Genomic DNA, 13,299 nt, shown 5'->3' on the forward strand with positions numbered 1-13,299 from the left:
GTTGCGGGGCGAACAGAACCTTCAACAAGGTAAAGATTTCGTGGCCACATATCGTGAACGTGTTTCAACAGCGCTTGATCTCCTAACGGTCGGACTTGCTCCGTACGTTGAAGATAAGCTGCGTGCAATCCATCGAGATAATTGGATGCGTGCTGTGAAGGGAAGCTTTCGCGATGACCGCGACCGAACGACCGCCGGCGGGAAGGAGTTCGATTGGGACGCCCACTCTCTGCTGACAGTCATGTGGGATCAGTGGAACTCTGTTTTTCGACATGACCTCGGGCACTACGAGCGGAGTCTTGTCAGCGAATTACGCGAGTTCCGAAACCGCTGGGCACATCAACAATCATTTGACTTCGATGATGCCTTTCGGATTCTGGATAGTGTCCATCGATTGCTGACATCTGTGAACGCTGAGAACGTTTCCGTGATCCAGCGGGAAAAAGCGGATTTGCTGGAATCGCACGTGGCTGAAGAGGTGAATAACCAGGTTCAGAAAACCGCGTTTCAACGGAATAAGTCCTGGGTCATCGTGATTTATGGACTTTGCTGCGGACTGATTATCGCTCACGCAATCTTGTACAGCAACGAGGGGACAATCACTCTGATTTCCTTCGTCTTGCTGGTCTTTATTTATCTGATTTACCAGCAATTCAAAATGGCCGCTCCGTTGCTGTACGGTCCCCGAGAGTGTTCTCGATGCCATCGGATCGTCTATCGAAAGCCTTGCCCCTACTGCAAATCGGTCTCCGAGAATTAGCTGAGGCTTACTCTCATTGAGGCTTCCAAAGTTGAGACGTTGTTTCCGGTGCCTGCTTGAACACAACTGTTGTTCGCGTGGAAAAAATTTGCTCTGGCCCGCTTTTATCTGGCCAGTCTCTATTTGAGTGACAGTTTTCCATGAAGCCCTTTCTCTGGGACTTTTCCGCCGAGAGCTTTTACAATGGTGGTAACATTGGAATCCATCATTCCGATGTAAGTTCCCTCATAGGTCCCCGGCGCTCCGAGTGAGTCTGAATACAAAGTCCCACCGATTTTTACGTTCCAATTTTGTTGCTTGGCACCTTCGACGACAGCTTGAATGTTGGCGGCATTCACGGTCGATTCTACGAAGATCGCAGGAACCTTGTTCCGCACGAGGAAATCAACGAGTTCGTTAATATCCTGAACGCCTGGCTCTGATTCTGTGCTGATCCCCTGGACTGACTTCACCGGAATTTCATATGCAGTTGAAAAGTATCCAAACGCATCGTGAGCAGTCACCAGGTAGCGTTGCTCCACTGGGATGGTTGCGATTGCAGATTTGGCGTACTCGTGGACTTCCATCAGTTTCGCTCGATAGGCGTTTGCATTCGCTGCATACTCGTCTGCATGTTTCGGGTCGAATTCGCTTAGAACCCGGACTACATGATCCAGACTCATCGCCCATGTTTCGACGTCTCCCCAAATATGCGGGTCTGGATGATCTTCCAGTCCGGCAGGATACCGAACTTGACTCTTGGGAAGCCCATCTGCGACGGCGGACACGGTGCGACCTTTTCGGCGTGCCAGTTCGAACTGAGGTTGCATCGGGCCTTCCAGCATTAACCCTGAATAGATGATTAGGTCAGCCTTCATCAGTGTTCCGATGTCGGAACTTGTCGGGCGAAACAGGTGCGGATCGACACCTTCTCCCATCAGTCCCACCACGTCGGCATAATCTCCTGCGACATGACGCACCAGATCACTCACCATGCCGGTCGTCACGACCACTGAAATACGGTTTTCGGCGGTGGTTGGCGAACCAGCGTTTTGGGGACTGTTCGTCTCTGATGATTTTGTACATCCCTGTGTCAAAACGACCGATGTCAAAACAATCAGGCAAATCGCACTCAATAGAACAATTTGGAACTTAGGGAGTTGTCTCCGCATGTACTTCCTCGACGCAGTTTCAGGGTGAAAAAGAACCTTCACTGGCAGCCATGGTGCAACCACCACGCGTGCTGCCTGCTGGTGAACTCGGGAGTATAACGAATCCGTAGCATTGGGTACAGTTCGGCATGGTTCTCATTTTCCCAAGAGGCTCACTTCACAAAGCCTCACTCATATCGAAAGGCTGCTTCGTCGTCGTGATCGTCTTTCGCAAGCATCGCGGGTAGCTGAGATGCCGACATCTCCACGAATGCGGTCGTTACTTCTTGACGAATCGACTGCTGTCTGTTCGACTTTGTTTGCAGCCGCGAACCAGCTGAGTTGTCCATTTCGTTGAGCGTGATTCGTTGAGAGCTTGTTGAACTGATTCTTCGAAAAGACTCTGGGCAGTTAAGTCTCAATGAAGTCTCAATGCAATTTGCAGAAGACAGCTTGAGCGAGCGAACGTGTTTGTGAAATCCTCGTACTCATCATAAAACCAACTCACTTAGCCATTACCTTCAAGACTGACCTCCACTATGCGAATCGGCATCCTTGCGTTTCTTCACGAATCAAACACCTTTTCCTGCCAGCCAACAACGGTTGACTCATTTCGACAAAACCTCCTTCGCGCTGGTGAAGCAATCCGTCGAGATCTCGCCGATTCACACCACGAAGTGGGCGGTTTCTTTGCTGGTCTTGAAGCAGAAGGAGTGGAAGCAGTCCCGCTCTTCGCTGCGAGAGCACTCCCATCAGGAACAATCCCTTCCGGTGATTTCGAAGCCTTGATCAACCACCTGCTCGATATCGTCCGCAACAAAGGTTCTCTCGATGGTTATCTGGTTGCACCGCACGGAGCGACTGTCAGCGAACGATTTCCGGATGCCGATGGCTATTGGCTCTCCGAATTGCGGTCTTTAGTCGGTCCCGACGTCCCGATCATCGGCACACTCGACGCCCACGCCAATGTCTCCCCATTAATGGTCGACAGCTGTGACGCACTCGTCGCTTATCGGTCGAATCCGCATCTTGATCAGCGAGAACGGGGCATCGAGGCTGCCAATTTAATGGTGAAAACTGTTCGCAAAGAAGTGACGCCCACGATGTCGGCTCAATTCCCTCCGCTCGCAATCAGCATTGAACGACAATGTACGGAAGAACCACATTTGCGACCGCTTTACGAGGCAGCAGACGCCCAACTCAAAATCGGTGGCGTCCTCTCGAATAGTATCCTGCTCGGGTTTCCTTATGCCGACGTGGAAGAAATGGGCTCATCCGTGATCGTTGTGACAGACGGGAACGAGATGCTTGCAGACGTCCTCTCCAAGCAACTCGCCACAACAATGTGGGAGATGCGAGAGAACTTCGCCGGGGAGTTCACTTCAGTCGCCCAGGCAATTGAACTCTGTAAAGAATCCTCTGAGCGAATCTGTCTGCTCGACATGGGCGACAACGTTGGTGGGGGCTCTTCGGCGGATGGAACCGAACTTATGGATGCCATTCATAAAGCAGAAATTGGGCCAGCTATCGGTTGTTTGTACGATCCACAAGCGGTTTCTCTGTGCGAGAGAGCTGGTGTTGGAGAAAAGCTCACACTCACTGTGGGAGGAAAGACGGACAAACTTCACGGATCGCCAATTGAAGTTGAAGTGACTGTCCGCTCTCTGCACGATGGCAAGTTCAGTGAGCCGCAACCACGGCACGGCGGTATCGTAGAGTTTGACCAGGGCAAGACCGCCATCTGTGAAACCGAACATGGCCTGACATTGATGCTGACGACGCTGCGGATGGTCCCATTCAGTTTGCATCAACTCATCAGCTGCGATCTTGATCCAAACAACTTCCGGTTCCTGGTAGCCAAAGGAGTCAACGCTCCAATCGCAGCTTATCGCGATGTTTGCGATCAATTCATTCGAGTCAACACCTCCGGCTCAACATGTGCCGACATGAGCCGTCTGGTCTACCAGCACCGCCGAACCCCAATGTTTCCACTGGAACGCGAAACAAATTATTAACTAGAATGCTTATGAAGTAAGTTGAACGTGATCTGTCTCGTGAAAATGAGTGAGATATCACTTGGAAAGCCCCTCATAAACACAAAAGAATGTGAGTGGCCTAAAATTTATCACGAAACAGATTAGCCGGATGCATGAAGTTTCCGGTTATCGTTTATGAAATCTCATAGAGAAACGAGAACGAAATGAGTATCTGGCGTTGGGCGGACTTGATTGAACCGGTTCCTGTTGAAGCTCGCATCACGCTGGGTGAGGGAGACACTCCGCTGATGCGATCTCGCCGCATCGGCCCAGCTGCCGGGTTGAAGAATTTGTTCTTCAAGCTGGAAACCGGAAATGCGACTGGCTCCTACAAAGACCGGTTTGCTTTCGCCGGGATTTCGCACATGGTCGCCAAAGGCAAAAGGAAATGCATCGCCACTTCCAGCGGAAACACAGGAGCTGCACTGGCAGCGTACTGCGCAGCCGCGGGGATTGAATGCCGCATCGCCATTGTTGAAGGCGCCCCACTCGGAAAGCTGACTCAAATGATGGCCTACGGTGCGAAGATTGCCCGCATCAAGAATTTCGGAACCGACGCCACCACGACGACGAACGTTCTTGAGAAACTTCAGAGGCTTGGCCAGCGTCCCGATTCTGCATTGCAGGTCAGTGCTTTTGTTTACAGTTCTACAGGCATGTCCGGCGTGCAAACAATGGCCTTCGAACTCGCAGAGCAGTCTCCGGAGGGAATCGATCACGTCTTTTGCCCCGCAGGAGGAGGGGGTTTGTGTGTCGCAATGGCACGTGGGTTCGGGCAAATGGTCGAGAAAGGAAAACTCGAAAACCTTCCAGCTGTCGAATGTGTCCAGCCCGAAGGGAACAACACGATTTCCGGACCTCTTCGCGATGGAGCCAAACGCGCACAACCGGTTGCCTGCACAACTCAAGTCAGTGGTCTGCAAGTTGCCAGTGTTGTCGACGGTCACCTGGCTGTCGCAGAATGCCGAGCCACAGGAGGGACTGGTCACCTGGTGACAGATCAATTCGTCTGGGACGTTCAAAAACGTCTGGCCCGAGAAGAGGGCATTTTCTCCGAGCCAGCTGGCTCAGTCGCACTGGCAGGAGCTTTGAAAGCTGCCGAAAATGGAGAGATCGACAAAGATGCGAAAATCGTTTGCATCGTCTCCGGCTCCGGCTTTAAAGACTCCGCCGCCATCGACCGCATCAACAGCGACGTCAACTGTCCAACTGTTGACATCAGTGCAATTGATGAGTGGTAAGCAAAACGGGAACATCCTGCCACACTGAATTCGCAGGAGATTTCCTGACCCAATTCATAAAATAAAATTTCTGACACCACTCATTCGCATACCAAGAGTTCGACCATGACCAAGCCCGCGACTAAAACAGCATTGCTGATTATTGATTTGCAGAATGATTATTTCCCCAATGGGAAATGGGAACTGGAAGGAACAGAAGCAGCCGCAGCGAAGGCTGCTGATCTGCTGGCAGCTTTCCGGAAGCAGGGGCTTCCGATTGTCCATGTCCGGCATGAATTCCCGACGAGTGACGCTCCGTTCTTTGCCCCGAATACTCCTGGTTCAGAAATTCACACAACTGTTCAACCCAACGAGGGCGAATCGGTTGTCCTCAAGCATCAGATCAACTGCTTTCGCGAGACCAATCTCAAGGAAGTGTTGGACGAGCAAGGCGTTGAGACAGTCTTAATATGTGGTGCGATGAGCCACATGTGTGTCGACGCCGCGACCCGCGCCGCCAACGATTTCGGCTACCAATGCACCGTCGCCCACGATGCCTGTGCCACGCTCGCGCTGGAGTTTAATGGCACGGCTGTCCCCGCCAATCTGGTCCACGCCGCCTTCATGGCCGCCTTGGACTTCGGCTACGCCAGAGTCGCCTCAACCGAAGAACTACTGGCTGAACTCAAGTAGTTTTTGCGATGAATTCGTTCACGGACTCTGTCTCACACCCATGTGCGATGTGGTACGCAGTTTGTGGCATGCACAGTCCGTAACGAGGTCAGCAAGCAGCGGGATAGAGCATCTGTCGCATTGGTATGCAAGTTCTGCATCGTGGCGAACAGCAATTTTATTGATGAAACGTGTTCTTCACTGGCACTCGGTAGGGCAAGCTGCTCTCGAATCAGTTTGATGCTCCGCCATCTGCGCGGAGGTGCTGTCCGGTGATCCAGGCTGCGTCGTTGCTAGCCAGGAACGAAACGATCGGGGCGATATCGTTAGGATGACCGAGTCGCTTGAAGGGAGAAAGGTTGCGGAAAAATTCCTTCCGTTCTTCATTACTTCCAGCGAAGATGCCGGGCTCTGTTGCTCCGGGGCGGATACTGTTGACAGTAATTCCCTTCGTTCCCAGTTCGTGTGACATCGAAACAATCATGGCATCAATTCCGGCCTTCGTCGCTGAATACGCGCCTGTTCCGATGCGAGGTCGTTCGGCCAACTGCGACGAGATGAAGATCAACCTTCCGCCGTCACTCAGTCTTCGTGCTGCTTCGCGAAGTGTTAGAAAAGCTCCAACAAGATTAACGTCGACTAATTTCTTGAAGTCAGCCAGTTCGACATCCTCAACCGGACCGCCCCCACCGGCACCTGCGTTCGCCACCACGACATTCAAACTGCCGAATTCAGTGATCGCAGATTCGAACAGGCTTTGTATCTCGTCTTCATTCGTCACGTCTGCCGAATGTGCGATTGCAACGCCACCCGACTCTGTAATTTCCTGAACGACTTCCTCTGCTGCCTTCTGGTCGGTTCCGTAGTGAACGACCACACGATATCCGTCCCGCGCCAGTCGTTTGCAAATTTCACTCCCGATGCCGCCCGACCCGCCGGTAACCAATGCACTTCGATTGTGGGACATGATCTGTTTCTTCTTATTCATCGTGATGGATCAGAACAGTTTGCGATGTCATGAATGTTGCTCGGTTGCAACACTCGTGCCGCTTCACTGAGAGTGAAAGAGCCTGAGGAAGTATCACTCCAGTTGCTCACTGTTTGTTTTTCGACTTGAGTTGTTCCTGGACTTCCTGCGGAGGTTCCCAGCCGATTCGTCGGACTTCGTCCGGTGTGTATTCGCAAGTCACCAGGAACAGATCCTGATTCTTGGTTTCACTCGGTGGCAAATTGATTTGGACCTGTGTGTAGCCGTTTGCAAACCAAGAGGTCCAACCATTTTTGGCATCTTGTTTGAGGGAGTGACCATTCAGTTTGATACTGTCGAATTGTGGATTTCGATATGGAATTCGCAAGCGAAAGCCAATCCCGTTCTCATTTGAATATGTTGACTCGACCTTTTGACTTGGCTTGCTGACGGCAACCTGCACCTCGGGGCCTCGACGTAGAATTTGCTGGAACGAATCAAAGTCAATATCTTTTCGTTTTGAAAGTCCTTCCAGAAATTGATCCTTGTCTTTCACTAACAGCTCATTGGCAGCTGCCGATGTGGTCACGAAATAGGTATCGCGGCCATCGGTTTGGGGATAGAGCACAGCTTGGCCAAACTGCCCCTGATTCTGCCACAACTGGACACGGCTTTGACGACGCTCCGCAGCGGTGTTTCCATAAGCTGTGACGAAGTGCCCGATGAAGAACTTTACCCGATTGACCGGGTAGCCGGCGTATGGTTCATTTTGCCAGGGCTTGTTTCCGATTTCCAACAGGCCACGCAATCGGGCGATTCCGCTCTGTTCCCAGCCAATTTCAAACGTACTCACCATCGTGTGATACTTCGCATACCCGTATTGAGCAGTGTAGAAGTTCGACTGCCCGGACCAGGTCCTGTCGCTGATTCCACTCATTGCCGGACCATGAAAAGATCGTTGTGCATCAGCTTCGAAACGGTCCGATGGATAGCCTGCCTGTTCTCCTGACTTGATCATTGCTTCAGTCACCCGCCAGTCCCACGGCCGCAGAGCAAAGTTGGAATAGGCCGACCCACTCACCTCAAACATCGTCTGACCTTGGTATCGGGTTCGGTCTCCCAGCTTCTCCAGTGGATACTCTTGCAACCCTGTGCCATGGAGATCTGCATGAATTTCAGGCTGCCAGCGATCAACGACTTTGAGAACTGCTTTCACTTCCGGAGCTTTGTCGAGCGAGAGATACTCAAGCTTTTTCAGATCCCAGTGCTGCGGCCCTCCTCCTGTGTAGGGATCGATCTTGGCTGCGTTGCCGAATCGATCCGTTTCGAAAAATGCTTCGGGATGATTGATCGGCATGATCAGAAGAATTTGCTTGCGGCGCAGCTCTTGAGCTTCTGGAGAATCACCAGTCACCCATTCGACAAAGTGTAACGCGGTTGTTGTCCCGGAACGCTCCGGCCCTCCATGCAGTGAGGTTATCAAAGCGATTTGTTTCTGAGCGTCATCAACATCTGGATCAGTGATTTTAATGAGATGAATGTCATAACCCTTCTCCGTGCTTCCGACGACTTTCAATTCAAAAAAGTCCGAAAACTTTTGTTCCCAAAACTTCAGGGTCGCCTCGTACTCATCATGAGTCACCCGGTGCACACGCTCAACATTGGCCTGATCCTGAGCAATGCAAGGTATTGAATACAGGCAGAAACTTGTGAGGAGCAGGACGATCAACTTGGACATAAACGATCCTTTGGTGACAGTTTTCGCGATGACTTCTGAGGAGTGGTGTGGAGAATGGATTTTCTCGGTGATTGCCGTGCAACTTGCTATACAGTTTGCCATGTGGTTTGTCTCATAAAAAGATGCCCTGCATGAAGAGCATCAGTCAGGCAAGCAGGTCGCAACAGAGAGTATTGTCCATACAGCAAAGCACTGCCACCTTCTCAGTTAATGAAACTGATTTCGTCTGGCATTCGCGATCTCTCGATTCGACCTGCGAAGAGAGACCAAGTGACGGGATCGCCCCAAGCTGGCTGTTGCGAACGGGATGGACGGTCGTGTTGTTACTTCGTTTTTTCTTTGAGGTCCCGCTTTGCCAGCGGTTTTGAAATCAGAATTTTCAGGCGAGAGCTTTTGCTGACCAATTTCTTCGCCAGGACATCTTCCTCGGTAAATCGAGCTAACAAAATCTCACCATCTTTCGCGCGGTTGCGGTCGTAAGAAATGAACAGTGTTCCATCAGGAGCCTGGAACCCATCGGGATAGGAGATGCCTTTTCGTTCATCTAGCACGAGACCACCTTTCCACGTCTTGCCGTCATCTTCAGAGAGCCAGGCGCTGAGCTGTTCGCGTCCCGTATGAGTCCCAATCTGATCACCATGTTTAATGAGTAGCAATCGACCGGAAGCCAACCTGCGAATGTGAAACCGGGCAACAGGGTGTTTAATCTGTGAAAGAGTCGGCTGGGACCATGTGACCCCCACGTCGGTAGAGGTCGACTCCATGATGCCTTTGCGAGTTCGAGCGAGCATCCATAACGTCCCGTCTTGACGTTCAACGATCATGTGCTCATGCCAATCTGGATTTGGGAAGTTTGCCATCCCACGTCGAGTCCACGTCGTCCCCTGATCTTTCGAGACGAACACATTTGCTCCTCGTAAAGGATCGAGATCTCTAAAGCAGCCTTTGAACTCATGCAGTCCGCCCCGCTCATCCAGTGAGATAGGCAGCATCCACTCTCCATTGGAGAGGACTGTTGGTTTGTTGAGAGTAACACCATGCCAGATTCGCGTAGGCTTTGACCATTCCGGAGCATCCGCGTCGGGGTTCGCACAAACAGTTGCCCAAACGCCCCCTCTGCCATCGAACATCTGCATTGACTGGTCAAAGAATAGCCACAATCGACCGAGCGGATCAGTCCACAGGTTTCCGACAAGTGTACTGCGATCCATAGGGAGGTCTGGAGAATGGGTGTCGATAACAAGGCGCGGCTTCGACCAGTTCTCACCATTGTCATCACTCGTCGCCAGTACAAAGAACGCTTTGGGACTATCTCCGCCCGCGACCCAGCACGCCCACAATCGTCCGCCCGGAGTGCGATCAATTCCGATCGTCATCCCATAATCGAGTTTGTCATAGTCATAATCTGGGAGTGGTGAAGTATTCAGCGTCGGCTGTTCCAGTGCATGGTCCGCAATCTTCTCAAGCCTGGCGATGCGGTCGGCCTCGTCACCGACAACGACTTGAGACAATAACAGTACGAGTGAAAAGCTGATTCCGGATTTCATGGTCAATACTCTTGAGTCGAGAGAGTGGTTCGTTCAAGGATTCCACTTCTTAAGCCTGGTGGCTTTCAATGAGCGGAACGATTGCCGTCTCGGCACCGTTCAGGTTACTGCCTCGGCGTTTGTTCTTCGAGTATCTCATCGAGAAGCTTCCCAAGTAACGAGTGAGTGGAAGTTGCGTTGAAGCGAATGATGCCTCTCCATATCACTGCTCCTCTTCAGCATTTTCCGAATTGGTGTGCGCGTTCTGCTTTCAACCTGGTTGGTGGGCTCCTCAACTCTATTTGCGTTTCGTCTGTTCTTTCTCGACTGTGGTCCCCCATGCCTCCATTGAGAGGAGGACGTGCTCCAGCGACCTGCCGAGTGGCGTCAACGAGTATTCAACTTTCGGTGGGATTTCGCCGAAGTCTTTGCGGTGGACGACTCCATCCGCTTCGAGTTCGCGGAGCTGCTTTGAGAGGGTCCGCGCTGAAATCCCATTCAGCGAACGTGTTAATTCGCCAAACCGCATCGTGTCATTGAGCAGGAAGTGGATGATCAAAACTTTCCATCGACCACCAATGATTTTCAGCGTGGTTTCGACTGGACAAGTCAGTGTTTTTTTTGCTTGTTCTTTTAACATAATCTCTGGGTGGTATCTTAACTGTAACTACTAACAATTACGCCCATACTTGCATTGTGGAATCAGCTGGCGTAAAAAACAAGGTCACTGAAACGATGTGAGCTTTCGACCTGTTTCGAGAGCATGATCCTTCGTGACCTGTGGTTTACAACTCAATATCTCTAAGAGGTCCAAAATGGCATCCACCAACGGAATGATAGACCCTGACGACGTTGTGATGTTGCTCATCGATCATCAGAGCGGATTATTCAATACGGTTCAGGACCTTCCCGTCCCGGACCTGCGAAACTACGTGATCGCATTGGCAAAGACTGCAACGATGCTCGACATTCCAGTGTTGACGACAGCGTCAGTCCCGGATGGTCCCAACGGTCCGCTGATTCCCGAGATACACCAGTTCGCCCCGCACGCGCAGTTCATTCCACGAACCGGACAGATCAATGCCTGGGACAATCCGCCGTTTGTGGAAGCGATCGAGAAGACCGGTCGCAAGACCTTGGTGATCGCCGGGACGTTGACGAGTGTCTGTCTGGCCTTCCCAGCGATTAGTGCGGTTGATGCAGGTTACAAGGCGTATTGCGTCGTCGATGCTTCAGGGAACTGGAGCAAGATGGCGACCGATCTCACGATCGCTCGCATCACGCAGGCAGGGGCGATTCCGATGGACACATTCGCAATGGTTGCGGAGTTAATGCGGACATGGAACCGGCCTGAAGGCTCGCAGTTTGGGCAAATTATTGCAGAACACATTGTTCCGACGTATCAGTGCTTAATGGAAAGTTTTGCCAAGGCTCAGGCAGTTGTGAAAGATGGGCCTGAAACGAAGATGGATAAATACCAGTGAAAAACAAGAACACAGTTTTGACGAAGAATGGAGTGACACGATGATCAACAAAGACACGGCACTTTCGACCGGACTACTAATACTTCGAGTAGCCATCGGTGGTTTTATGCTGATCCATGGCTACCAGAAGCTCGCCGGTTTCAGTGGACTGGCCAACAAATTTCCCGATCCACTCGGAATAGGAAGCCAGATGAGTCTAATCGCGGCGATCGGTGCTGAAGTCGGTTGCTCGCTGTTGCTGATCCTCGGATTAGGAACGCGACTGGCGGCGTTGCCACTAGCTTTCACGATGATCATCGCGCTCTTCGTGATTCACGGGGCTGACCCGTGGCAAAGAAAGGAACTGGCGGCAATTTTCCTGTCGGTCTACGCAGCCATCGTATTCACTGGTCCCGGCAGGTTTTCGCTGGACCACTCTCTATGGGGCAAGAAGAGTTCACCAGCACGGAGTGGCAAGTCGAAAGCTTGAATCCGTGGTTCAGCTTCAACAGGACGTAACAAGCCGTAAGCAAACCCTTGACCTTTGGGACGGATCTGGTTCCCAGCACGGATGCAAACAGTGTCAATCAACGAACGTGACCGGCTGTTGACGAACGGTTTCAACAATCGACAACCAAACGTCAAGCAGAGTCGGCGTGTGAGATCGCGGAAGGCAAAACATGAAGACTGCAAAAAGCATCCGACAAATCGTCCGCAACATTCCCCAGCATTGGGTCGGGGATGGATTCCCGGTGCGGAGCTTGTTCTCCTACGGGGGAGGCAACGAATTCGACCCGTTCCTGTTACTTGACTATGCAGGGCCGCATGAATTTGAGCCGGGGGATGCCAAGCGTGGAGTCGGAGAGCATCCGCACAAAGGTTTTGAAACTGTCACCATTCTTTATCAGGGCGAACTCGAACACCGTGATTCAAGTGGTGGACGTGGAATGCTCGGCCCTGGCGATGTGCAATGGATGACTGCCGGGAACGGGATTGTTCACGAAGAGTTCCATAGCCAGGAGTTCACCAAACAGGGTGGGCTGCTGGAGATGGTGCAACTGTGGGTCAATCTTCCGTCGAAAGACAAGGGATCGCCAGCCAAGTATCAAGACCTGTTGGCGGAGCAGTTTCCGAGTGTTTCGTTGCCGAACAATGCTGGAACCGCGCGCGTCATTGCGGGTGAATTGTTCGACGCAATTGGCCCCGCATCGACCTTCACACCGATCAACGTTTGGGATGTGCAATTGAACCCGGGAGGTTCGACGGAACTGACAATCCCAAGTGGACACACATCGTTGCTGGTCGTCCAGTCGGGAAGCGTGAACGTGAACAATGAGTTCGCGAAGGCGGTCGAGTTGGTTGTGTTTGATCGTGAGGGAACATCGGTCGAGATCGCTGCTGATTCCGAATCAAGGATTCTTGTCCTCACAGGAGAGCCAATTGGCGAACCTGTTGTGGGACAGGGACCGTTTGTGATGAATTCTCGCGAGGAAATTCATAAAGCGATTCGCGATTACAAGGCTGGCAAAATGGGCCGGCTCTCAGAGACGACGTGAAGCGAGGGGGGGCTCAATTGGTGAGGCGGCGAGAATGCCGGACTGTTTCATTCTGTCGCCTTTGCAAAACCGGAGCCGTACAGAGTTCGTCCGACACAGCATGAGGTTGTGTCGTGGCGAGCCATGAATGTCTCAGGTGGATTGGTCATTCTGTTTCGTCAGCTGCAAGTTGTTCCTGCAAACTGTTCCTGGAGCTGTGAAGAATACAAAAGCATGTTCATCTCTCATACA

The 13,299-nt window shown here is 51.9% G+C and carries 13 protein-coding genes; 7 read left to right on the top strand and 6 right to left on the bottom strand.

The genetic code is table 11. The features are described 5' to 3' along the window. Window positions 1-40: 40 nt before the first annotated feature. Window positions 41-760 carry a Swt1 family HEPN domain-containing protein gene (locus ACN0YR_RS17275; protein ID WP_417850482.1) on the top strand — a complete coding sequence of 240 codons (720 nt, stop codon included), beginning with the start codon at window positions 41-43 and terminating at the stop codon, window positions 758-760. A 119-nt stretch (window positions 761-879) separates the two neighbouring features. Here ACN0YR_RS17275 and ACN0YR_RS17280 read toward each other — a convergent pair whose 3' ends face one another. Continuing rightward, window positions 880-1,911 carry a metal ABC transporter solute-binding protein, Zn/Mn family gene (locus ACN0YR_RS17280; RefSeq protein ID WP_417850483.1) on the bottom strand — a complete coding sequence of 344 codons (1,032 nt, stop codon included), beginning with the start codon at window positions 1,909-1,911 and terminating at the stop codon, window positions 880-882. A gap of 167 nt (window positions 1,912-2,078) precedes the next feature. Continuing rightward, window positions 2,079-2,240: a hypothetical protein gene (locus ACN0YR_RS17285; protein ID WP_417850484.1), complete on the bottom strand. Its 162-nt coding sequence runs from the start codon at window positions 2,238-2,240 to the stop codon at window positions 2,079-2,081. A 189-nt stretch (window positions 2,241-2,429) separates the two neighbouring features. On the opposite strand from ACN0YR_RS17285, the gene ACN0YR_RS17290 reads away from it, so the two are divergent. From ACN0YR_RS17290 to ACN0YR_RS17300, 3 genes are all read left to right on the top strand, one after another. Next, the gene (locus tag ACN0YR_RS17290; RefSeq protein ID WP_417850485.1) at window positions 2,430-3,905 is read left to right on the top strand and encodes a M81 family metallopeptidase; all 1,476 of its coding nucleotides are present in this window, start codon (window positions 2,430-2,432) and stop codon (window positions 3,903-3,905) included. Between the two features lie 185 nt (window positions 3,906-4,090). Next, complete coding sequence (locus ACN0YR_RS17295; RefSeq protein WP_417850486.1) at window positions 4,091-5,167, top strand: pyridoxal-phosphate dependent enzyme; 1,077 nt, start codon at window positions 4,091-4,093, stop codon at window positions 5,165-5,167. Window positions 5,168-5,272: 105 nt separating this feature from the next. Next, complete coding sequence (locus ACN0YR_RS17300) at window positions 5,273-5,839, top strand: cysteine hydrolase family protein (RefSeq protein WP_417850487.1); 567 nt, start codon at window positions 5,273-5,275, stop codon at window positions 5,837-5,839. Window positions 5,840-6,050: 211 nt separating this feature from the next. Here the strand turns inward: ACN0YR_RS17300 and ACN0YR_RS17305 are convergent, their stop codons facing one another. The 4 genes from ACN0YR_RS17305 to ACN0YR_RS17320 form a co-directional block, all read right to left on the bottom strand. Beyond that, on the bottom strand, window positions 6,051-6,785 hold the full coding sequence (locus ACN0YR_RS17305) for an SDR family oxidoreductase (RefSeq protein WP_417850488.1): 735 nt from the start codon (window positions 6,783-6,785) through the stop codon (window positions 6,051-6,053). A 127-nt stretch (window positions 6,786-6,912) separates the two neighbouring features. Next, window positions 6,913-8,625 (bottom strand): M14 family zinc carboxypeptidase, encoded by a 1,713-nt coding sequence (locus tag ACN0YR_RS17310; protein WP_417850489.1) that lies wholly within the window; start codon window positions 8,623-8,625, stop codon window positions 6,913-6,915. A 221-nt stretch (window positions 8,626-8,846) separates the two neighbouring features. Then, window positions 8,847-10,070 (bottom strand): sialidase family protein, encoded by a 1,224-nt coding sequence (locus ACN0YR_RS17315; RefSeq protein ID WP_417850490.1) that lies wholly within the window; start codon window positions 10,068-10,070, stop codon window positions 8,847-8,849. Between the two features lie 277 nt (window positions 10,071-10,347). Then, entirely contained in the window at window positions 10,348-10,689 is a 342-nt protein-coding gene (locus ACN0YR_RS17320; protein WP_417850491.1) for a winged helix-turn-helix transcriptional regulator, read from the bottom strand. A gap of 175 nt (window positions 10,690-10,864) precedes the next feature. Here ACN0YR_RS17320 and ACN0YR_RS17325 point away from each other — a divergent pair, with 175 nt between their 5' ends. The 3 genes from ACN0YR_RS17325 (at window position 10,865) to ACN0YR_RS17335 (ending at window position 13,068) form a co-directional block, all read left to right on the top strand. Then, window positions 10,865-11,533 (top strand): isochorismatase family protein, encoded by a 669-nt coding sequence (locus ACN0YR_RS17325; protein WP_417850492.1) that lies wholly within the window; start codon window positions 10,865-10,867, stop codon window positions 11,531-11,533. A 40-nt stretch (window positions 11,534-11,573) separates the two neighbouring features. Next, window positions 11,574-12,002 carry a DoxX family protein gene (locus tag ACN0YR_RS17330; RefSeq protein WP_417850493.1) on the top strand — a complete coding sequence of 143 codons (429 nt, stop codon included), beginning with the start codon at window positions 11,574-11,576 and terminating at the stop codon, window positions 12,000-12,002. Between the two features lie 190 nt (window positions 12,003-12,192). Next, on the top strand, window positions 12,193-13,068 hold the full coding sequence (locus tag ACN0YR_RS17335; protein ID WP_417850494.1) for a pirin family protein: 876 nt from the start codon (window positions 12,193-12,195) through the stop codon (window positions 13,066-13,068). Window positions 13,069-13,299: the final 231 nt, after the last annotated feature.

Source organism: Thalassoglobus sp. (genome assembly GCF_048270125.1).
Classification (GTDB): Bacteria; Planctomycetota; Planctomycetia; order Planctomycetales; family Planctomycetaceae; genus Thalassoglobus.